The following is a 22,373-nucleotide window of genomic DNA, read 5'->3' on the forward strand; positions in this document are numbered from 1 at the left end:
CGCTATGAAATTTATTGTAGAACGCGAGCATTTACTCAAGCCATTACAGCAGGTCAGCAGCCCACTGGGCGGACGGCCGACCTTACCTATCCTCGGCAACCTGCTGTTACAGGTCAATGAAGGCAGCCTGTTGCTGACCGGCACGGATCTGGAGATGGAAATGGTGGCCCGTGTCGCGCTGACACAGGAACACGAACCTGGCGCCACGACGGTGCCAGCCCGTAAGTTTTTCGATATCTGCCGTGGCCTGCCTGAAGGCGCGGAGATTACCGTGATGCTGGACGGCGAAAGAATGCTGGTGCGCTCTGGCCGCAGCCGTTTCTCGCTTTCCACGCTGCCGGCCAGCGACTTCCCGAATCTGGATGACTGGACCAGCGAAGTCGAGTTTACGCTGCCGCAGGCCACGCTGAAGCGCCTGATCGAAGCGACCCAGTTCTCGATGGCGCATCAGGATGTGCGTTACTACCTGAACGGCATGCTGTTTGAAACCGAAGGTGAAGAGCTGCGTACCGTGGCCACCGATGGTCACCGTCTGGCGGTCTGTTCGATGCCGGTTGGTCAGCAACTCCCGAGCCATTCGGTGATCGTGCCGCGTAAAGGCGTCATTGAGCTGGTGCGTCTGCTTGATGGTGGCGATACGCCACTGCAGGTGCAAATCGGCAGCAACAATATTCGTGCGCACGTCGGCGACTTTATCTTCACCTCCAAGCTGGTTGATGGCCGTTTCCCGGATTATCGCCGCGTATTGCCGAAGAACCCGGACAAAACGCTGGATGCCGGTTGCGACATTCTTAAGCAAGCTTTTGCCCGTGCGGCGATCCTCTCTAACGAGAAGTTCCGTGGCGTTCGTCTGTATGTCAGCGAAAATCAGCTGAAAATTACCGCGAACAACCCTGAGCAGGAAGAAGCGGAAGAGATGCTGGATGTCACCTACGGCGGCACCGATCTGGAAATTGGTTTTAACGTCAGCTACGTGCTGGACGTGCTCAATGCGCTGAAGTGTGAGAATGTGCGGCTGCTGCTGACCGACTCCGTTTCCAGCGTACAGATTGAAGATGCAGCCAGCCAGAGCGCGGCCTACGTCGTCATGCCAATGCGGTTGTAGTAGAATATCGGGCTAACTTACTTGTCATTTTGTGCCCGGGCAGTGCTCGCCGTCCGCACGTACTTTAGTACGCTACGGCGGCTCCGCGCTGGTCAGGTGCAAACTGACTGCGCCGATGACGCCCTGGCCTGCCGTAAAAAAAGGGCAGGATGCTGCTTTATCATCGCCTGTTTTGGAATTCCGTCTGTATGGCTTTAACCCGCCTGCTTATCAAAGACTTTCGTAACATCGAAAATGCGGATCTGGCGCTGGCGCCCGGCTTTAACTTTCTGGTGGGCGCGAATGGCAGTGGCAAAACCAGCGTGCTGGAAGCGATCTACACGCTCGGCCACGGTCGCGCGTTTCGCAGCCTGCAGGCCGGACGGGTTATCCGCCACGAGCAGGATGCGTTTGTCCTGCACGGGCGTATTGAAGGCGCCGAGCGTGAAATCTCGGTCGGTCTGACCAAAAATCGCGCCGGAGACAGCAAGGTGCGCATCGACGGCAGCGACGGTCATAAAGTCGCCGAGCTGGCGCAGATGCTGCCGATGCAGCTAATCACCCCGGAAGGTTTTACGCTGCTTAACGGCGGGCCGAAATACCGCCGCGCCTACATCGACTGGGGCTGTTTTCATAATGAACCCGGCTTCTTTACCGCCTGGAGCAATCTGCGCAGGCTGATGAAACAGCGCAATGCCGCCTTGCGTCAGGTGTCGCGCTATCAGCAAATCCGCGCCTGGGATCAGGAGCTGGTTCCCCTTGCTGAACAGATCAGCCGCTGGCGAGCCGCCTACAGCGACGCCATTGCCGAAGATATCAACGCCACCTGCGCACAGTTTTTACCTGAATTTAAGCTGACCTTCTCTTTCCAGCGCGGCTGGGACAAAGAGACGGAATACGGCGAACTGCTCGAACGCCAGTTTGAACGCGATCGGGCACTGACTTACACCGCCAGCGGCCCGCACAAAGCGGATTTTCGAATCCGTGCCGACGGGACGCCGGTGGAAGATTTACTGTCACGCGGCCAGTTAAAGCTGCTGATGTGCGCCCTGAGACTGGCGCAGGGTGAGTTTCTCACCCGACAGAATGGGCGACGCTGCCTGTATCTGATAGATGATTTTGCCTCCGAGCTGGATGAGACGCGGCGACAGCTGTTAGCCTCACGTCTGAAAGCCACGCATGCCCAGGTTTTTGTCAGTGCAATCAGTGCCGAACACGTGTTCGACATGACTGACGAAAAGGGCAAGATGTTCCACGTGGAACAAGGTAAAATAGCGGTTCAACCTGAAGATTAAACGAGCGAGAAACGTTGATGTCGAATTCTTATGACTCCTCAAGTATCAAAGTTCTGAAAGGGCTTGATGCAGTACGCAAGCGCCCGGGTATGTATATCGGCGATACGGATGACGGCACCGGTCTGCATCACATGGTATTCGAGGTCGTGGATAACGCTATCGACGAAGCACTCGCCGGTCACTGTAAAGATATTCTGGTGACTATTCATGCGGATAACTCCGTATCCGTCCAGGATGATGGCCGTGGTATTCCTACCGGCATCCATGAAGAAGAAGGCATTTCTGCGGCAGAAGTGATCATGACCGTGCTGCACGCAGGCGGTAAATTCGATGACAACTCCTATAAAGTTTCCGGTGGTCTGCACGGCGTCGGCGTGTCAGTGGTTAACGCCCTGTCTGAAAAGCTGGAGCTGACCATTCGCCGCGAAGGCAAGGTTCACAATCAGGTTTACGTGCATGGCGTGCCACAGGCCCCACTGCACGTGACCGGTGAAACCGATCTGACCGGTACCCGCGTACGTTTCTGGCCAAGCCATCAGACCTTCACCAACGTGACCGATTTCGAGTATGAAATCCTCGCCAAGCGTCTGCGTGAACTGTCGTTCCTGAACTCCGGCGTGTCGATCAAACTGGAAGACAAGCGTGATGCCCGTCAGGATCACTATCACTACGAAGGCGGCATCAAGGCGTTCGTTGAGTACCTGAACAAGAACAAAACCCCGATTCACCCGAATGTCTTCTATTTCTCGACGGAAAAAGACGGTATTGGCGTGGAAGTGGCGCTGCAGTGGAACGACGGTTTCCAGGAAAACATCTACTGCTTTACTAACAACATCCCACAGCGCGATGGCGGCACGCACCTTGTTGGTTTCCGTACCGCGATGACCCGTACGCTGAACGCCTACATGGATAAAGAAGGCTACAGCAAGAAAGCGAAAGTCAGCGCCACCGGTGACGATGCCCGTGAAGGCCTGATTGCAGTGGTATCGGTGAAAGTGCCGGACCCGAAATTCTCCTCACAGACCAAAGACAAGCTGGTCTCTTCTGAGGTGAAAACGGCGGTTGAGCAGCAGATGAACGAACTGCTGGCGGAATACCTGCTGGAAAACCCGACCGATGCGAAAATCGTGGTCGGCAAAATTATCGATGCGGCCCGTGCCCGTGAAGCGGCCCGTCGTGCGCGTGAAATGACCCGCCGTAAAGGCGCGCTGGATCTGGCGGGTCTGCCAGGCAAACTGGCTGACTGTCAGGAGCGTGACCCGGCGCTGTGCGAAATCTACCTGGTGGAGGGTGACTCTGCAGGCGGATCCGCCAAGCAGGGACGTAACCGTAAAAACCAGGCGATCCTGCCGTTGAAAGGTAAAATCCTCAACGTTGAGAAAGCGCGCTTCGATAAGATGCTCGCCTCGCAGGAAGTTGCCACGCTGATCACCGCGCTGGGCTGCGGCATCGGCCGTGACGAATACAACCCGGACAAACTGCGTTATCACAGCATCATCATCATGACCGATGCCGACGTGGATGGTTCGCACATTCGTACGCTGCTGCTGACCTTCTTCTACCGCCAGATGCCGGAAATCATCGAACGTGGCCATGTCTATATTGCTCAGCCACCGCTGTACAAAGTGAAGAAAGGCAAGCAGGAGCAGTACATCAAGGATGATGACGCGATGGATCAGTACCAAATCGCGATCGCGCTGGATGGCGCAACCCTGCACACCAATGCCGAAGCACCGGCACTGGGCGGCGCGCCGCTGGAAACGCTGGTGTCAGAATTCAACAGCACCCGTAAAATGATCAAACGTATGGAGCGCCGTTATCCGGTAGCCCTGCTGAACTCGCTGATCTACCACTCAACGCTGAGCGACCTGTCTGAACAGGCGACGGTACAGAGCTGGATTGACGGGCTGATTGTGATGCTGAACGAGAAAGAGCAGCACGGTAGCTCCTACAGCGGTCTGGTGCGTGAGAATCTGGAACAGCACATCTTTGAGCCGATTGTACGCATCCGTACCCACGGCGTGGACACCGATTATCCTCTGGATAACGAATTCGTCTCCGGCGGTGAATACCGTAAGATCTGCGCGCTGGGTGAAAAACTGCGTGGCCTGATCGAAGAAGATGCCTTCATCGAACGTGGCGAGCGTCGTCAGCCGATCGAGAGCTTCGAGCAGGCGATGGACTGGCTGGTGAAAGAGTCACGTCGTGGCCTGACGGTTCAGCGCTACAAAGGTCTGGGTGAGATGAACCCGGAGCAGCTGTGGGAAACCACCATGGATCCCGACAGCCGCCGTATGCTGCGTGTGACGGTGAAAGATGCGATTGCCGCTGACCAGCTGTTTACCACGCTGATGGGCGATGCGGTTGAACCTCGTCGTGCCTTTATCGAAGAGAATGCGCTGCGTGCAGCGAACATCGATATCTAGCGCGTAATGCGTCTCAAGAAAGGCAGATCCCAGGATCTGCCTTTTTTTATGGCTGTCGTCTTTAGGGCGGGTTTCCCCCCACTAACGCATAACGGTAAAACTCACTGTTATTTTTCATGCCGAGCTTACGCATTACCGCACGTTTATGGGTGCTGATGGTTTTAACACTCAGACTGGTCAGACGCGAAATATCGGTAAGTGACAGACCCAGACGGGTATATTTGACAACCATAGCTTGTTGTTTGCTAAGGGTAATCGGATCCTGGGTGCCACAATGGCGGGGATCGTAAAAGGGTGATGAAGCCGAACCGCGGGCATTTTTATAGCTGAACAGTTCAACCAGCCGCTGCCGCGATTCACGTTGAGTCACCTGATATCGGTGTTGCTGGCAGGAACGGTTCTCTGCATGGCACGCTGCGGCCAGCCAGATCGACAGGCAACGCTCCCTGGACGGATCCTCTGATTCCTGAAGCGATTTTGCCCGAGATTTTTTACCTGGTATTAACTTAAATTCATCGGTGAGGATGATATTTGCTGTGAGTAACTCTCTGTTAGCATCCGCCACCAAAAACACCGGATTTCCCTCATATTGCGGGAGCCAGGCTTCCTGGATAAGACCGATCGCACCCGAGATAAAAAAACTATCTTTACTGACGATGACAATATTCATTCTGTTTCCTCCTTGAATGTCACGCTCGGTTATCATCTCACATTTGTTCAAAAACCACACATCGAATAAATTTGCCTTTAGGTGCCGTTCCCGACCGGTTTTAGCGATAGGCCGTTTTTTCGGGCTGGTCAATGCGAGCTGAATCGCGCTAGCATGAAGCAAACCGTTAGCTGACGAGGACGTTATGGCAATAAAATTGATTGCGATTGATATGGATGGCACCCTGCTAAACCCACAGCATGAAGTGACTCCCGGGGTTAAAAAGGCAATTCAGGCCGCCCGTGAGAAAGGTGTTTCTGTGGTGCTGGCCACCGGCCGGCCGTTTATCGGCGTGCAGCGTTACCTGATGGAGCTGGATTTACAGCATGAAGGGCAATACTGCATCACCAATAATGGCGCGCTGGTTCAGCAGGCGGCTACCGGTGAATGCGTGGCGGAAGCGACGTTGACCCACGATGACTACCTCTATTTTGAAAAGCTGGCGCGTGAACTGGGCGTTCACTTCCAGGCGTTGACTAAATCCGAGCTGTATACCGCCAATAAAGACATCAGCGCGTTCACCGTGCATGAATCTTTCCTGACCGGCATTCCGCTGCACTATCGTGCGGTTGAAGAGATGGACAGCAGCATGACCTTCCCGAAAGTGATGATGATCGATCCACCTGAAATCCTCGACAAGGCCATTGCCCGCCTGCCGGAGGAAGCGCGTGAGCGCGCGACGATCATGAAAAGCTCCCCTTACTACCTTGAAATCCTGAATAAAAAGGTGAATAAGGGCGCGGGCGTTAAGGCGCTTGCCGACCGTCTCGGCCTGTCCCGTGATGAAGTGATGGCCATCGGCGATCAGGAAAACGACATGGCGATGCTGGAATTTGCCGGCACCGGCGTGGCGATGGGAAATGGCATTGAATCGGTTAAAGCTATCGCCCAGTTCGTGACTAAAACCAACCTGGAAGATGGCGTGGCCTATGCCATTGAGAAGTTTGTGCTGTAAGTCCTGACCCAGCGTCCCGGCCAGTCCGGGACGTTTTTCTTCCTTCGCACCCTTCCCTGATTTCTCTTGCTTACCCGATCCTGCCTGGGTGGGTTGTCTGTTTTGTGATCTGGATTGTAGTACAACCTGAGTTATGGGTACTACAATGTCCCCTTCGCTATTCTCCATGGAACATCATGAAAGACGACCTCAGCAAAACGGACCGTATCATTCTGACCCTCGGCGAAGAGGTGGTCGCGGGCAAATATGCGCCCGGTGCCTCATTGCCGGCAGAAGCTGAGCTCTGCGAGCAGTTCAGCACCTCGCGCAATATCATCCGCGAAGTGTACCGATCGCTGATGGCCAAGCGGCTGATTGAGATGAAACGCTATCGCGGCGCCTTTGTGACCCCGCGCAGCCAGTGGAACTTCCTCGACAGCGACGTGCTGCAATGGTCGCTGAAGCACGATCAGGATCCGCGCCTTATCGCCGCCATGAGCGAAGTGCGCAACCTGGTGGAACCGCAAATTGCGCGCTGGTCTGCCGAGCGGGCCACCTCGCGGGATTTAGCCAACATCGAGGCGGCGCTGAACGATATGGTCACGCACCACCGCGATCGCGAGGCCTTTAATCAGGCCGATATTCGCTATCACGAAGCGGTGCTGGAATCGGTGCATAACCCGGTGCTTCAGCAGCTTAGCGTGGCCATCAGCTCACTCCAGTTAGCGGTTTTTGAACGCACGTACATGCCTGATAGCGGCAATATGCCCAATACCTTGCAGGAGCATAAAGCGCTGTTTGACGCCATTCGCCATCAGAAGCCGGATGAGGCTGAACAGGCGGCACTGACGATGATCGCCAGTTCAACCCGACGACTAAAGGACATCACGTGACCCGCTATATTGCTATCGACTGGGGTTCCACCAACCTGCGAGCCTGGTATTACCGTGAAGGCATCTGCCAGGAGGAACGACGTTCTGAGTCCGGCATCACCCGGCTGAATGGCCGCACGCCGGCAGAGGTCTTTGCCCGCGTGACCGAAGGCTGGCCGGTGAACGACGTGCCGGTAGTGATGGCTGGCATGGTGGGCAGTAACGCCGGCTGGTTAAGCGTGCCCTATCTGCCTTGTCCGGTCGCGCTGGGGGATATTGCGTCGCGCCTGACCAGGGTAGATGGCCTCGCCTGGATTGTGCCGGGGCTGAGCATCGACCGCCGCGATAACGTCAATGTGATGCGCGGCGAAGAAACGCAGTTGCTCGGTGCCGCGCAACAGCATCCCGCTTCGCATTACGTGATGCCGGGCACGCACTCAAAGTGGGTGAGGGCAGATGGCGGCAAGATTGTCGATTTTCGTACGGTGATCACCGGCGAACTGCACCATGTTTTGCTTAATCATTCGCTGGTGGGTGCCGGTTTACCCCCACAGCAGCCGGATGCCGAAGCGTTCCGTCAGGGGCTGGAAACCGGCGCTAATGACCGCAGCATTCTCAGCCGACTGTTTGAGGTGCGCGCGGCCCATGTGCTGGGTGCGCGTCCGCGGGAATCGGTCAGCGAGTTTCTTTCCGGCCTGTTGATTGGTCATGAAGTTGCGCTGATGAAAGAGACGTTTATGCCGGGTGAAACGACTCCGCTCACCCTTATCGCCGGCAGCTCACTGGCCGATCGCTATCTGCAGGCGATGAGCTTAAGTGGACTGTCGGCCCATTTGCTGGAAGGCGACACCGCCTTCCAACACGGAATCAGGAGTATCGCCGATGAACTGGTCAACTAAGCTGCCGCTGATCGCTATTCTGCGCGGCATTCGCCCGGAAGAGGCTGAAGAGCATGTCGCCGCGCTGATTGATGCCGGTTTCGATGCCATTGAAATCCCGCTGAATTCGCCAGACTGGGAACTGAGCATTGCCAACATGGTGACGACTTTTGGCCATCAGGCGCTGATTGGGGCGGGTACGGTGCTGGAGCCTGAGCAGGTCGATCGCCTGGCCCTCATTAACAGCAAGCTGGTGGTGACGCCCAATACCGATCCCGCCGTGATCCGCCGCGCTGTGGAGCGTGGCATGACGGTGGCCGCAGGCTGCGCCACGGCGTCGGAAGCCTTCGCCGCGCTGAAGGCCGGTGCGCAGGCGCTGAAAATCTTCCCTTCTTCCGCCTTTGGCCCGGATTACATCAAGGCGCTGAAAGCGGTGCTGCCTGCGGATGTGCCGGTGTTCGCCGTAGGCGGCGTCACCCCTGAAAATCTTCATGCGTTTCTGGCTGCCGGTTGCGTGGGTGCTGGGCTGGGCAGCGATCTCTATCGCGCCGGACAGCCGGTAACCCGCACCGCAGCGCAGGCCCGCGCGTTCGTTGCCGCCTATAAGGAAGCCGTACAATGAAAATCACCAAATTAACCACCTATCGCCTGCCGCCGCGCTGGATGTTCCTGAAAATTGAAACCGACGAAGGCGTGGTTGGCTGGGGCGAGCCGGTGATTGAAGGGCGGGCGAAAAGCGTCGAGGCGGCGGTGCATGAGCTGTCTGAGTATCTGATTGGCCAGGATCCGGCGCGCATTAATGATTTGTGGCAGGTGATGTATCGCGGCGGTTTCTACCGTGGTGGCCCGATCCTGATGAGCGCCATCGCCGGAATCGACCAGGCGTTGTGGGATATCAAAGGCAAGGTGCTGGGCGTGCCGGTCTGGCAGCTGCTCGGTGGCCTGGTGCGTGACAGCATCAAAGCCTACAGCTGGGTGGGCGGCGATCGTCCGGCCGAAGTGATTGATGGCATTAAGAAACTGCGAGAAATCGGCTTTGATACCTTCAAGCTGAACGGCTGCGAAGAGATGGGCATTATCGACAGCTCGCGCAAAGTGGATGCGGCGGTCAACACCGTAGCGCAGATCCGCGAAGCCTTTGGTAACGAGATCGAGTTTGGTCTGGACTTTCACGGACGCGTCAGTGCGCCGATGGCCAAAATCCTGATCAAAGAGCTGGAGCCTTACCGTCCGCTGTTTATTGAAGAGCCGGTGCTGGCGGAGCAGGCGGAATATTATCCGCGGCTGGCGGCCCAGACCCATCTGCCGATTGCGGCGGGAGAAAGGATGTATTCCCGCTTTGAATTCAAACGGGTGCTGGAAGCGGGCGGGCTGGCGATTCTGCAGCCGGATCTCTCCCACGCCGGTGGAATTACCGAGTGCGTTAAAATTGCCGCGATGGCGGAAGCCTATGACGTCGCGCTGGCGCCGCACTGTCCGTTGGGACCGATTGCGCTGGCATCCTGCCTGCACGTGGATTTTGTTTCCCGCAATGCGGTATTCCAGGAGCAGAGCATGGGCATTCACTACAATAAAGGCGCGGAATTGCTGGATTATGTAGTGAATAAAGAAGACTTCAATATGAAGGGCGGCCACTTTGCACCGCTGAATAAACCGGGGCTGGGCGTGGAAATTAACGAACAGCTGGTGATTGAACGCAGTCAGCAGGTGCAGGACTGGCGGAATCCTTTGTGGCGGTTTGCGGACGGCTCCGTCGCCGAATGGTAAATCTCCTGCTCCCCTGGCTTTCTGGCGGCGTTCGCTGCGGAAACTGACCCGAATCACTGACATAAGTCAGCTCATCGGGATCGGTTTCCTGGCTGCCTTGCCAGAAAACCAGCGGCCTGGAGATTAACATGGGTGAGAGTTAATTAAAGGCCAAGCCAAAAGAGTAAAAGCTGGGTCTTAGTTAGATAGTGTTATAGCAATAATAATAATGACATACCCTAAAAACTCCGCGTGCGCTGCGGGCGGTATTGCTGCTGCCCGAATATGGCGATAACGCCCACCGAGGTTATTATTATGACCACCGATCTGTATACCTCTACGCTGAAGCAACTGAACGCGAAAATAATTCCTTTTATCGTCATCTGCTATTTTGTGGCGAATCTGGATAAGACCAATATCTCGATTGCCGCGCTGCAAATGAATGCGGATCTGGGGCTGTCTGCCAGTATGTATGGTCTGGGTGTCGGCATGTTTTATATCTCTTATATTCTGTTTGAGATCCCCAGCAATGTGATTATGACCAAAGTCGGTGCGCGCCGCTGGATCGCCCGCATCATGATTACCTGGGGCATTGTCAGTACCGGGATGGCCTTTGTGCACAGCGCCAATCAGCTGTACGTAATGCGCTTTTTACTGGGCATGGCAGAAGCGGGTTTTGCGCCGGGCATCATCTATTACATCTCCTGCTGGTTCCCGAAAAGTAACCGCGCCCGTGCGATGTCCTTCTTCTATATGGGCTCGGTTGCCGCCTCCATTATTGGGCTGCCGGTGTCGGGTGCGATCCTGAATATGCACGGCATGGCGGAAATTGCAGGATGGCGCTGGCTGTTCGCGCTGGAAGGTATTCCGGCCCTGGTGTTGGGCGTATTGGTACTGTGGCGCCTGCCGGATACCCCCGACCATGCGCCCTGGTTAAACCCGGAGCAGAAATCCTGGCTGAAGCAGCGTTTGCAGCAGGACAATGTCGGCGTAGAGATCGGCAAAAATCACGCCTGGTGGAGCGCCCTGAAAGACAAAACGGTGTTGCTGCTGAGCCTGGTGTGGTTCCTGCAGGCCTTTGGCTCCATCGGCATTACGCTGTTTATGCCGCTGATCATCAAAAGTATGGCCGCCGAACAGAGCAACTTCGTTATCAGCCTGCTTTCAGCCGTGCCGTTTGTGATGGCGTGCCTGTTTATGTACCTGAACGGTCGCCATTCCGACAAAACCAATGAACGCTCCTGGCATATGGGGCTGCCGCTGATCTTCTCCGGGCTGGCCCTGGCGGTGGCGATTTACTCCGGCAATCTGGTGGTGTCCTATCTGTTGCTGGTGCTGACCGTCGGCTTTAACTTTGCGCTGACCCCGATTTTCTGGGCGGTCACCACCGAAAAACTGGCCGGTGTGGCGGCGGCTGCCTCCATCGCCTTTATCAATACCGTGGCGAACTTTGTCGGCCTCGGTTTACCGCCAATCCTTGGCAAAATCAAAGACATGACCAACAGCTACCATTACGGTTTGCTGATTGTGGCCGTGGCGCTCATCCTCGGTGGGGTGATCGGCATTATCGTGTCACGCCCTTCGCGTGATGCGCTGAAATCCGTTCCTCACCCTCAGTCAGGTAATTGAAATGAAGAAGAAAGTATTGAAGCTGGCCGGCTTGCCCGCGCCCCTGATGTCCGCCCTGCAGGAAGCGTATGAGGTGGTGGAATACAGCACCCTGAGCGACCGCGATTTTTCCGCCATGGCGGGGGAGTTTGAAGTAGTGCTGACCAACGGTGAAGGGGTGGTGACCCGCGAGCAGATCGCCGCTTTACCGGCCCTCAAGCTGATTGCGGTATTTGGTGTCGGCTATGACGGCGTTGATGTGCAGGCGGCGCGTGATCATCAGGTTAAGGTGAGCCACACGCCGGATGTGCTGACGGAGGACGTCGCTGACCTCGCTATCGGTCTGATGCTGGCCACGTCCCGTCAGATCCCGGCGGCACAGACCTTTATCGAGCAGGGAAAATGGTCGCAGGGAAGCTTTCCGTGGACCCGCAAGGTGTCCGGCGCGGCGTTAGGGATTGTCGGGCTGGGACGTATTGGCCAGGCGGTAGCCCAACGCGCGCAGGCGTTTGCTATGTCGATCGCCTACTGCAACCGTTCGCCACTGAAAGACGTGGCGTATCGCTATCAGCCTGATGTGGTGGCGCTGGCAAAAGAGTGCGACTTCCTGTTGGTCTGCGCGCCCGGCACCGCCAGCAATCGCCATCTGATTAACCGCGACGTGCTGGATGCGCTGGGCAGCGACGGCATTCTGGTCAACGTCGGGCGCGGCAGCGTGGTGGATGAACAGGCGCTGATCGCGGCACTGGATGCCGGCACGCTGGGCGGCGCCGGGCTGGACGTGTTCAGCGACGAACCACGGGTGCCGGCGGCATTACAACACCGGCCAAATGTGGTGCTGACGCCGCATATGGCCAGCGCCACCTGGGCCACGCGCAAAGCGATGTCTCAGCTGGTGCTGGATAACGTGGCCGCATTTTTTAACGGTTTACCGTTGGTCTCGCCAGTACCCGAAAGCCGCTGAATGCATTACCCTTAGCTGCATAGACGGCTAAGGGTAAGCATGATGACAGAGACACAGCTGACGTTTGATCCACGCAATCACCAACTCACCAACATCAACATCTGGACGGCAGACAGCCAGTGGTTGGTGTATGACGTGCGGCCAAATGGTGCCACCTTTACCAGCCTGACCGTTGAGCGGGTTAACCTCAGCGGCCAGACGGAGGTGCTGTATCAGGCCAAAGACGGCGCCCATGTCGGCGTGGTCACCGCCAGCCCCGATTTACCGCCGCGCTATGTGTGCATCCACGGCCCGGAACACCCTGACAGCCAGTGGAAGTATGATTTTCACCATCGCCGTGGCGTCATTATTCAACACGGCCATCTGGAGAATCTGGACGCCTGCGATATCACGCCACCCTTCACCGCCGGCGCGTTGCGGGGCGGCACGCACGTGCATGTCTTCAGCCCTGACGGCTCGCGCCTTAGCTTTACCTATAACGATCATCTGATGCATGAGCTGCACAACGGCGAAGATTTACGTAACGTCGGCGTTGCCGTGCCGCTGCATGCGGTGTGCCCGCCGAAGCAGCATCCCCGCGAATACGATGGCAGCCATTATTGCGTACTGGTGAGCAAAACCACCTCAACACCGGTGGCCGGCAGTGACGATATCAACCGGGCATATGAAGAGGGCTGGGTCGGCGAAGAAGGCTATCTGAAACATGATGGTCACCGGCAGCGCTGGGCGCTGGCCTTTATTGGCGACACGCTGGCAGCAAACGGCGACAAGGTGCCGGAGGTGTTTCTGGTCGATCTGCCGGCGAAAATGGCCGATTACGCGCTGGAGGGCGATGCGCCGCTGGCCGGCACCGCCACCAGCCTGCCTGCGCCGCCGGAAAACGTCTTCCAGCGCCGCCTGACCTTCACCCATCAACGTGCTTATCCTGGCCTGGCGACCGCGCCGCGTCACTGGTTACGCAGTTCGCCTGACGGGCGCGCCATTGCCTTTTTGATGAGAGATGACGCGGGGGTGGTTCAGCTGTGGACGGTTGCGCCAACGGGCGGCGAGCCACGGCAGGTCACCCAGGCGAAGAGTGATATTCAGTCCGCCTTCAGCTGGCATCCGAATGGGCGCGCAGTGGCGCTGATCAATGATAACAGCGTGATGCTATGTCACGTGGCGAGCGGCAAGCTGCAGCGTCTGACGGCAAGAACGGACGACGCGCCACTGGCGGATGCCGTGGTCTGTTCGCCGGATGGATTGCATGTGGCCTACCTGCGCAACGTCAACGGCTGGCAACAGGTGTTTGTGGTCAGCGTGGGGGAATAATTTGCCTGACGCCGTTACTGAGGAGGCGTGGTGCTCGGCATGGGGGCCGCCGTGGCGAGGCTTTCGTTAGTGTGGTTTTGCCGCTCGCTTTGCAGCACGCGTTCACGCGGGGAGCTTGCCGTCTGGTCTTTGCCGCTACGATAGTAATCCCACGGCAGCAAAATCGTATCCACTACGGCTGAAAACGGCAGGTCGAGGGCAGCAAGCGGACGCATCACCCAGCCGTTATTGCTGTCTGCAACGGTCGCTGCGCCAGCACGTGTGCCGGAATAGTACCCCTGATCCGGGCCGGCATGGCTCATTATGCTGGAACATCCCGTGGTGCTGACCACAGAAAGGCAGGCAAGCAGACCGGCACAGCGGCATTTATTTAACACTTTCATCTTCATCATCCCTTCAGTCACGGCAACGCCGGCCTGATTGTTATCGTCATGTGCAGAGAGTTCCCGGCCGCTCTGTGGCGACTCATGCACGGGTGCGACGAATTCTTCCCTGAGTGTATGACATTCACCGGCAGATGGTTAAAAAATTTGCGTTTCGATGCCCTGAAAGCCCCGTCGGGGTCACAAATGCCTTTGTGCAGGATGCTGAGGTTTTCAGCCTGCCAAAAGCAAGGGCCGCAGCAGCGGCCCTTTTTTATCCTTCCTGATGCGCCCGCGCGATCTCTTCGGCGAGGATCGCAATTCCCCGTTCGATGGTATCGTTGTCCGACACATAGTTCATGCGCATACATTGATGCGTGTGTGGCCATTCCTGCTCCAGACCGGGGAAGAAGAAGTGGCCGGGCACCATCAATACGCCACGCTTTTTCAGCCGCTGATACAGCACTTCGGTTGAAACGGGCAGATCTTTAAACCACAGCCAGAGGAAAATCGCCCCTTCCGGCTTATGGATCAGGCAGCGATCTTCCGACAAATAGCGGCGAATGACGGCAATCGTCTCGGTCACCCGCTGCTGATAGAACGGTTTGATCACCTCTTCCGACAAGCGCAGCAAATCGCCACGCTGGATCATCTCATTGGCGATGGCCGGGCCAATACTGCCGGGCGCCAGGCTGATAATACCGTTCATATTGCTGATGGCGGAAATCACTTTCTCATCGGCAATGATAATGCCGCAGCGCGCGCCCGGCAGGCCGAGTTTCGACAGGCTCATACACAGAATGATGTTCGGGTTCCACAGCGGTCGCGCTTCGCTAAAGATAATGCCGGGGAAAGGCACGCCATAGGCATTATCAATCAGCAGCGGGATTTGATGCTGTTGCGCCAGCACATCGAGCTTCATCAGCTCTTCGTCGGTGATCACATTGCCGGTGGGATTGGTCGGGCGTGAGACGCAGATCAGCCCGGTGTCATCGGTGATATTAAGATGCTCAAAATCAACGTGATACTTGAACTGGCCTTCCGGCAGCATCTCGATATTTGGGCGCGTGGAGACAAACAGATCCTCATCCAGCCCGGCATCGGCATAGCCGAGGTATTCCGGTGCCAGCGGGAACAGCACCCGCTTTTTGCTGCCATCGGCGCGACGGCCGGCGTACAGGTTAAAAAGATAGAAGAACGCGCTCTGGCTGCCGTTGGTGAGGGCGATATTTTTCGGGCTGATTTCCCAGCCAAGCTGTTCGCGCAGCAGAGTCGAAAGCGACTCCAGCAGCGTGGATTTACCGCGCGGGCCATCATAGTTGCACAACGCCTCGGCAAGCTTGCCTTCATCGTGCATCTGTTGCAGCAGCTGCTGAAAATAGTCATTCATTGCGGGGATCTGCGCGGGATTGCCGCCGCCCAGCATCACTGCTCCCGGTGTGCGTAATCCTTCACCCATATCTTCCATCAGGCGCGTGATGCCTGAATGTTGCGTAAATTTGTCACCGAAGGCGGAAAAGCTCATAACGTGTTAACTACTTTGTCTGATCGTGTGGAGGTTTACCTTAACGCCAGCCCAGGCGGGATGCAATCGCACCTCCGTGAAAACGGTAAAGCATTTGTTAAAGCAGATTTCCTTGCGCGGCGGGGGCATCCTGTGCCGGTCGTCGCTGCCATTAAATAATACCTTAACATTATATTTAAATAATTAACTGGTGATTAACACGTATCATTAGTAATAAATAAAACGATGTTTTGTTTTTATGGAAATGATGTATCAATACGCATTAATGTAGACTTCGATCACGGTTACCGGGGTTTCTCTTTGGCTATAGTGTGCCCTCGACAAATCATCATGGATGTTTTGCACGCGCTGTTATACCTCTTTTAACTGTATTTAAGGCTAATCCGATTATCACGGCGGAATTAATTCGTGTCTGAGAGGAATGGGTGAAAATTAAATTAGCCACTGAAAAGGAAGATCACCATGAGTTTGAATACGTTTAGCTTGCAGGGCCGTGTGGCCATCGTCACCGGCTGCGATACCGGGCTGGGGCAGGGAATGGCCGTCGGGCTGGCAGAGGCGGGCTGCGATATTGTCGGCATTAATATTGTCGAGCCCACCGAAACCCACGGCATGGTGGCAGGAATGGGTCGTCGTTTTCTAAGTCTGACCGCCGATCTGGGACAGATTGAGTGCCTTGCCGGTCTGGTAGAAGCCGCGGTCGCGGAATTCGGCAGGGTCGATATTTTGGTCAATAACGCCGGCATCATCCGTCGCGAAGATGCGATCAACTTCAGCGAAAAAGACTGGGACGACGTGATGAACCTGAACATTAAATCGGTGTTCTTTATGTCTCAGACGGTCGCGAAACAGTTTATTAAGCAGGGTCACGGCGGCAAAATCGTCAACATTGCCTCGATGCTCTCTTATCAGGGCGGGATCAGGGTGCCTTCTTACACCGCGTCGAAAAGCGCGGTGATGGGCGTGACGCGTCTGTTGGCGAATGAGTGGGCGAAGCACGGCATCAACGTCAATGCGATTGCGCCCGGCTATATGGCGACCAACAATACCCAGCAGCTGCGGGCGGATGAAAAGCGCAACGGTGAAATCGTTGACCGCATTCCTGCCAACCGCTGGGGTCGTCCTGAAGATATGAAAGGGCCGGTGGTGTTTCTGGCCTCGCCCGCTTCAGACTACGTGCATGGCTACACGCTGGCGGTCGACGGCGGTTGGCTGGCACGCTAAGGAGTAAACGCCAGGCCACCGGCAGGATGGGTGGCCTGGTCCTTCCTTTTAAGCCCGTCTCGGCTTATTTGATCACCTGCGGGTTCACGCAGTTTTTCTCTACCTTGCCGGTCAACGCCGCAATCAGGTTATCCACCGCATCGCTGGCCATGCCATAACGCGTTTCATGGGTTGCCGAACCGATATGCGGCAGCGCCACCACGTTTGGCAGCGTCAGCAGCGGAGAGTCGATCGGTAACGGCTCCTGCTCAAAGACATCCAGACCTGCGGCGTGGATCGTGCCGTCTTTCAGGGCCGCAATCAGCGCCTGCTCATCGACCACCGGACCGCGGCCCGCATTGATCAATACCGCGCTGGACTTCATTTTTGCCAGCTGCTCTCGGCCAATCAGGTGGTGGGTTTCGTCAGTCAGCGGCAGGCTGATGCACAGGAAATCAGACTCTTTCAGCAGCGTATCAAGGTCGCAATAGGTGGCATCAAAACGCTGTTCGGCTTCTTCATGATGCTTACGCGCGTTATAGAGGATTGGCATGCTGAAGCCGAGGTGCGCGCGCTGCGCCAGCGCCAGGCCGATACGGCCCATGCCCAGAATACCCAGCTTTTTGTGGTGAACGTCGATACCGAACCAGTCAGCGCCAATATTGCTTTTCCACTCACCGGCTTTCACCCGCTCGGCGACTTCGGTCACGCGACGGGCTGACGCCAGCACCAGCGCCATCATGGTATCGGCCACGGTTTCGGTCAGTACGGTAGGCGTGTGCATCAGCACCACACCGCGATCGTTAAGGGCGGCGATATCGAAATTATCCACGCCAACCGAGACGCTGGATGCGGCACGCAGCTTCGGTGCTTTGCTCAGGAAGTCGGCGTCAACCTTACCTCCCGATCCCAGAATGCCTTCAGCCTGTTGAAAAGCCGCCGCGTGCTGACTCAGGTTTTCTGGGGTCAGGCCGTTGATTTCGGTGACGGTAAAATGGGCGTCGAGCTTTGCGCGCAGATCGTCTGGTAATTTTTTATACAGCACCACAGAAGGTTTCATTTCGTCTCCCTTTTAAATTGAGGAACGGGCCAGCTGGCCCGTTTTGCATTTTTAAGCGTGTTTAGCGCCGCGGGGCATCGGGGGCTGATTATTCTCCGCCGGCTTCACAATCAACGTCAGCCAGACTGAAATCAACAGCGATCCTCCCATAAAGATATACGATGCTGAAGGGCTGCCGGTGGCACCGTTCAGGTAACCAACCACCCACGAACCGAGGAATGAGCCCAGCGCACCCATCGCATTGATTAGCGCCATGGCGCCACCGGCAACGTTACGCGGCAGCATCTCGGGAATAATGGCGAAGAACGGCCCGTAAGGGGCATACATCGCGGCACCGGCAATCACCAGCAGGGTGAACGACAGCCAGAAATTATTGGCTCCTACAAGATATGACCCTAAAAACGCCAGCGCGCCAATCAACAGCAACGGCCAGACAAACAATTTGCGGTTTTGTAACTTATCCGACGCCCAGGAGACCACAATCATCGCAATCGTCGCGGCCAGGTAAGGCACGGCGGACAGCCAGCCGGCTTCCACCATGCCCATCTGGTTGCCGTTACGCAGAATCGACGGTAACCACAGCACGAAGCCATACACGCCAATGCTCCAGGTAAAGTACTGGACGCACAGGATAATTACGTTGCGGGATTTAAACGCTTCGCTGTAATTGCGCACCGCTTTGATATTTTCCTGCTCTTTTTGTAACTGCGCCTGCAGCGCGGCTTTTTCGTCGTCGCTCAGCCATTTGGCCTGCGCAGGCTTGTCCTGCACCATAAACCACCAGGCCACCGCCCAAATCACCGCCGGGATACCTTCGAAAATAAACATCTCACGCCAGCCGAAGGCTTCAATCAGATAGCCGGACACCACCGACATCCACAGCACGGTCACCGGGTTACCGAGGATCAGGAAGGTATTGGCGCGTGAACGTTCGGATTTGGTGAACCAGTTACTGATATAAATCAGCATCGCGGGCATCACCGCCGCTTCCACCACACCGAGCACAAAGCGAATCGCCGCCAGCATTGGAATGTTGCTCACCATGCCGGTTAATGACGCGCAGACGCCCCACAGAATCAAACAGACGAACACCAGCTTCTTCACGCTGCGGCGTTCGGCATAGATAGCGCCAGGGATCTGGAAGAAGAAGTAGCCGAGGAAGAACAGGGCGCCCAGCAGCGATGACATGCCTTTGGTGATCCCCAGATCGTCGTTTATCCCTGCAGCAGAGGCAAAGCTGAAGTTGGCCCTGTCCAGATACGCCAGGCTGTAGGTGATAAACACGATGGGCATGATGTACCACCAGCGTTTAGGCGCGATTGTTTTCTGTTTGTTCATAGGTGGATCCTCTGTTTGAGGTTTACCGCATTCTGTCCTGTAGGGAAACGATGCGGTTTCATTATGTTGCCGGCTCTGGCAGTGGCTAAGGGTTAGAAATCGCCCAGTTCAGCGCGCGTCGGTAACCCTTCGCTGTCGCCGATCACCTGAATCGCCAGTGAGCCGATTTTGTTGCCGCGACGAATCGCTGCGGGCAACGGTTTTCCTTCCAGTAACGCGCTGATCACCCCGACGGCAAAGCCATCGCCTGCGCCGACGGTGTCCACGACCTTCTCCGTTTTGATTGCCTCGACCTGGCCTTTTTCGCCCTGTGAGGTTTTATACCAGGCGCCGTCGCAGCCGGTTTTCACAATCACCGCTTTGACGCCCATATCGAGGTAAAAATCGGCAATGGCTTCCGGCTGATCGTAGCCGGTGAGTATTTTGCCTTCGCTGATACCGGGCAGCACCCAGTCGGCAAAACCGGCCAGCGTGTTCAGCTGTTTGGCCATTTCGCGCTCGCTCGGCCACAGCACCGGGCGCAGATTTGGATCGAAAGAGATGGTTTTGCCCATCTGCTTCATCTCCTGCGCGGCGTGTGTAGACAGCGCCAGCGAGGAGGCCGAAATTGCCGCCGACACGCCGCTTAAATGCAGGTGGCGCGCCGAGCCAAAATAGTCGCGGTTGAAGTCATCGACGGACAGATGGCTGGCGGCGGAGCCCTTGCGGAAATATTCCACCAGCGGATCTGAGCCGTCGTCCACTTTTGATTTCAGCTGAAAACCGGTGGCATAGCGGGCATCGGTGGTCACCTGGCGATGATCCACGCCCTCTTTTTCCAGCTGCTGTAAGGTGAAGCGGCCAAACGAGTCGTCACCGACGCGGCTGACCCAGCCCACCTTCAGTCCAAGCCTGGCGAGGCCAATCGCCACGTTCAGCTCAGCACCAGCAATACGCTTCACAAAGCGTTCGGCAGCCGCCAAATCCCCGGCTTCCGTGGCCACAAACATCGCCATCGCTTCACCAATCGTCACCGCATCCAGCGTGCCGTTGTTATGCAGACTCATCGTTTAATCCTCTTTCAACAGGTCAACGTAGTGGCGGGTGACGGCAACCAGATCGTCGCCTTCCAGTGGGAATTCAATGCCGCGCGGCACCTCGCGCGGTAACAGCGTCAGCGTTTCGCGCCACAGGTTATCGGCATCATCCAACGCCACAGCCTGCCAGGCGTGACCTTTGCGCGCGGCGGCTTTGACGTGGATATACGTGACGTAAGGGCTGAGGCGCTGGGCCGCGGCGATGGGCTCATCGCCTACCCACAGCCAGTTGCCCATATCGAAGGTCAACCCGCTGTCAGCGCGGGCGTCGCCACCGTCCCGGGCATAGCCCTCAAGCGCAGCCAGCGTGCCGCCATCGGTCTGATCGTTCTCAACCACCAGCTGAACAGGCTGACCTGCCAGCTTTTCGCGCAGTGCGGAAGCGTCAAAACCGCATTGATAGTGCCCCAGCGAATATTTTAGTCGCTGGGCGTTTAATTGCTCAGCTTCGGCCAGGTGACGATCGAGGTGCGGATTAAGCTCACCCTGTTCGGTAAACAGCGCTTCCGGCACCGAGTAATAGGCGGTCAGGCGCGCATCGGCAATGGCTTTGCCGAGTGCCGGCAGCGTTTGCAGTTCTTTATCGCTGAATAATTCACGGCGGATTTCCACGCCATCTGCACCCGCTGCGGCGACGATCGGCACGACCGCCTGCTGGCCGCCGAGTGCGGCAATTTTTTCGCGACCATAGGCCGCGGTGACGACTATCACTTCTCTTTCCATCGGGTCCTCCAGGCACGGGATGGCCTTGGCGTTATAAAAACGTTAAATGGAACCGGTTCCAAAGCAAAGGGGCAGAGTGTCGTTTTATGATCGCGCTCACGATGTGAACAGTATTTTGGCGGGAATGGTCTGAAAAAGCCTGAGGGGATCAGGCTTTGTTGTGCAGTAAGGTCGTCGATCCGCGAACAATCAGCTCGCCGGAGAACACGCAGTCATTGGGTGGCGAGGTGTCGCCATCGATGCGGCGGATCACCTGTTCCAGCGCGGAATAGCCGATCTGCCAGGTCGGCTGCTTAAAGGTGGTGATGCCGACGCCAGCCAGTTCGGACCACTCCAGCTCATCAAAGCCCAGCAGGCCAATGTGCTCACCCCAGTTGAGGCCAAGGCGCTTCAGCGAACGGGCAACCTGCAGCGTCAATGCGCCGTTCACCACCATCACCGCACAACGTTTTTCCCCGTGCTGCTGCCAGAAGGCGTGCAGAACCCGATCCATGCCGGCACTGTCGGTGAGGGCGACTTCCGCTTTTTCGGCAAGGCGGTCGGGGTGCTCTGCCATGGTGTGTTGAAAGGCGCGCAGGCGTTCGTGGCGGGTGTTGACCATACCCAGCGGCTCGGTCACAAACAGGATGGCCTGATAATTCTGTCCGATCAGGTGAGTGGTGACCTCGGTCGCCGCTTCAGCGTTGTTCAGACCGACCACATCGCAGGGGAAATCAGGAATTTTTCGGTCAATCAGCACCATCGGCAAAAAGGATTGCTGAAGCTGGTTCAGCGCTTCTTCGCGCATCCCCACCGCATTCACCACAATCCCCTCGACCTGATAACTGCTCAGCAGGTTGAGGTAATGCTGCTCCTGATCGACCTCGTTGTTGGTGTTACACATCAGCAAGGTAAAGCCCTGCGCGCGGCAGGCTGCTTCAATGCCACACATCACATCCACCGAATAGGGATTGGTAATATCGGCTATAATCAGGCCGATTAAGCGGGTGCGGCCGCGCTTGAGCCCGCGCGCCATCTGGCTTGGGCGATAGTTGAGCTCGGCAATGGCGGTTTCAATCCGCTGCTTTAAATCCGCCGACAGGACGTTCTGCTCGCCGTTCAGATAACGCGAGACGCTGGTTTTCCCGGTCTTTGCCGCTTTAGCGACGTCGCTGATGGTGGCTCGTGCCGCCTTGCGGTTCATAGCGATCCTTAAAACTGTCACAGTGAAGAAAAACGACCTTTCAGCCAGTACTGGCCTTATTACCCTAAGATAGCCC

General features: G+C 56.6%; 20 protein-coding genes. 12 read left to right on the forward strand and 8 right to left on the reverse strand.

From position 1 onward, the window contains the following. The first annotated feature begins 4 nt into the window (after positions 1-4). The 3 genes from dnaN to gyrB all read left to right on the forward strand — a co-directional run bounded on the left by dnaN (position 5) and on the right by gyrB (position 4,805). On the forward strand, positions 5-1,105 hold the full coding sequence (gene dnaN / locus AC1UKS_RS00165; RefSeq protein WP_053141070.1) for a DNA polymerase III subunit beta: 1,101 nt from the start codon (positions 5-7) through the stop codon (positions 1,103-1,105). Positions 1,106-1,293: 188 nt separating this feature from the next. Beyond that, positions 1,294-2,379: a DNA replication/repair protein RecF gene (gene recF, locus AC1UKS_RS00170; protein ID WP_013204564.1), complete on the forward strand. Its 1,086-nt coding sequence runs from the start codon at positions 1,294-1,296 to the stop codon at positions 2,377-2,379. A gap of 17 nt (positions 2,380-2,396) precedes the next feature. Continuing rightward, a complete protein-coding gene (gyrB, locus tag AC1UKS_RS00175) occupies positions 2,397-4,805 on the forward strand; it encodes a DNA topoisomerase (ATP-hydrolyzing) subunit B (protein ID WP_053141072.1) in 2,409 nt (802 codons plus the stop codon). A gap of 61 nt (positions 4,806-4,866) precedes the next feature. Here gyrB and AC1UKS_RS00180 read toward each other — a convergent pair whose 3' ends face one another. Beyond that, a complete protein-coding gene (locus AC1UKS_RS00180) occupies positions 4,867-5,475 on the reverse strand; it encodes a helix-turn-helix domain-containing protein (protein ID WP_265909062.1) in 609 nt (202 codons plus the stop codon). A 184-nt stretch (positions 5,476-5,659) separates the two neighbouring features. Between AC1UKS_RS00180 and yidA the strand changes: the two genes are divergently transcribed. From yidA to AC1UKS_RS00220, 8 genes are all read left to right on the forward strand, one after another. Further along, positions 5,660-6,469, forward strand: coding sequence for a sugar-phosphatase (gene yidA, locus AC1UKS_RS00185; RefSeq protein ID WP_013204561.1), 810 nt, complete (start codon positions 5,660-5,662; stop codon positions 6,467-6,469). 176 nt (positions 6,470-6,645) lie between these two features. After that, positions 6,646-7,341 (forward strand): FadR/GntR family transcriptional regulator, encoded by a 696-nt coding sequence (locus AC1UKS_RS00190; RefSeq protein WP_053141078.1) that lies wholly within the window; start codon positions 6,646-6,648, stop codon positions 7,339-7,341. Beyond that, the gene (locus AC1UKS_RS00195; RefSeq protein ID WP_482435251.1) at positions 7,338-8,219 is read left to right on the forward strand and encodes a 2-dehydro-3-deoxygalactonokinase; all 882 of its coding nucleotides are present in this window, start codon (positions 7,338-7,340) and stop codon (positions 8,217-8,219) included. Before AC1UKS_RS00190 ends, AC1UKS_RS00195 begins: the two co-directional genes overlap by 4 nt. Continuing rightward, positions 8,203-8,820, forward strand: coding sequence for a 2-dehydro-3-deoxy-6-phosphogalactonate aldolase (locus tag AC1UKS_RS00200; protein WP_482435253.1), 618 nt, complete (start codon positions 8,203-8,205; stop codon positions 8,818-8,820). The genes AC1UKS_RS00195 and AC1UKS_RS00200 overlap by 17 nt, the downstream gene beginning before the upstream one ends. Then, entirely contained in the window at positions 8,817-9,965 is a 1,149-nt protein-coding gene (dgoD, locus tag AC1UKS_RS00205) for a galactonate dehydratase (RefSeq protein WP_482435254.1), read from the forward strand. The genes AC1UKS_RS00200 and dgoD overlap by 4 nt, the downstream gene beginning before the upstream one ends. Before the next feature lie 294 nt (positions 9,966-10,259). Beyond that, complete coding sequence (locus AC1UKS_RS00210; RefSeq protein WP_265909065.1) at positions 10,260-11,573, forward strand: MFS transporter; 1,314 nt, start codon at positions 10,260-10,262, stop codon at positions 11,571-11,573. Between the two features lies 1 nt (position 11,574). After that, complete coding sequence (locus AC1UKS_RS00215) at positions 11,575-12,516, forward strand: 2-hydroxyacid dehydrogenase (protein WP_482435255.1); 942 nt, start codon at positions 11,575-11,577, stop codon at positions 12,514-12,516. A gap of 42 nt (positions 12,517-12,558) precedes the next feature. After that, on the forward strand, positions 12,559-13,827 hold the full coding sequence (locus AC1UKS_RS00220) for a YidR family protein (RefSeq protein ID WP_482437077.1): 1,269 nt from the start codon (positions 12,559-12,561) through the stop codon (positions 13,825-13,827). A 14-nt stretch (positions 13,828-13,841) separates the two neighbouring features. On the opposite strand, the gene AC1UKS_RS00225 is transcribed toward AC1UKS_RS00220, so the two are convergent. Together AC1UKS_RS00225 and AC1UKS_RS00230 are read right to left on the reverse strand one after the other, a co-directional pair. Further along, a complete protein-coding gene (locus AC1UKS_RS00225; RefSeq protein ID WP_053141587.1) occupies positions 13,842-14,210 on the reverse strand; it encodes a YceK/YidQ family lipoprotein in 369 nt (122 codons plus the stop codon). 253 nt (positions 14,211-14,463) lie between these two features. Then, a complete protein-coding gene (locus tag AC1UKS_RS00230) occupies positions 14,464-15,714 on the reverse strand; it encodes a valine--pyruvate transaminase (protein WP_482435256.1) in 1,251 nt (416 codons plus the stop codon). Positions 15,715-16,176: 462 nt separating this feature from the next. Between AC1UKS_RS00230 and kduD the strand changes: the two genes are divergently transcribed. Continuing rightward, on the forward strand, positions 16,177-16,938 hold the full coding sequence (kduD, locus tag AC1UKS_RS00235; RefSeq protein WP_482435257.1) for a 2-dehydro-3-deoxy-D-gluconate 5-dehydrogenase KduD: 762 nt from the start codon (positions 16,177-16,179) through the stop codon (positions 16,936-16,938). Between the two features lie 64 nt (positions 16,939-17,002). Here kduD and ghrB read toward each other — a convergent pair whose 3' ends face one another. From ghrB to AC1UKS_RS00260, 5 genes are all read right to left on the reverse strand, one after another. After that, positions 17,003-17,977, reverse strand: a complete 975-nt coding sequence (gene ghrB / locus AC1UKS_RS00240; protein ID WP_053141093.1) for a glyoxylate/hydroxypyruvate reductase GhrB — start codon at positions 17,975-17,977, stop codon at positions 17,003-17,005. Between the two features lie 51 nt (positions 17,978-18,028). Next, a complete protein-coding gene (locus tag AC1UKS_RS00245) occupies positions 18,029-19,315 on the reverse strand; it encodes an MFS transporter (protein WP_053141095.1) in 1,287 nt (428 codons plus the stop codon). A 92-nt stretch (positions 19,316-19,407) separates the two neighbouring features. Next, on the reverse strand, positions 19,408-20,361 hold the full coding sequence (locus tag AC1UKS_RS00250) for a sugar kinase (RefSeq protein WP_482435259.1): 954 nt from the start codon (positions 20,359-20,361) through the stop codon (positions 19,408-19,410). Between the two features lie 3 nt (positions 20,362-20,364). Beyond that, positions 20,365-21,114, reverse strand: coding sequence for a sugar phosphate isomerase/epimerase family protein (locus AC1UKS_RS00255; protein WP_482435260.1), 750 nt, complete (start codon positions 21,112-21,114; stop codon positions 20,365-20,367). A gap of 148 nt (positions 21,115-21,262) precedes the next feature. Further along, positions 21,263-22,297, reverse strand: a complete 1,035-nt coding sequence (locus AC1UKS_RS00260) for a LacI family DNA-binding transcriptional regulator (RefSeq protein WP_482435261.1) — start codon at positions 22,295-22,297, stop codon at positions 21,263-21,265. Positions 22,298-22,373: the final 76 nt, after the last annotated feature.

The sequence above is a fragment of the Erwinia sp. AK-PDG3-5 genome (assembly GCF_056821705.1).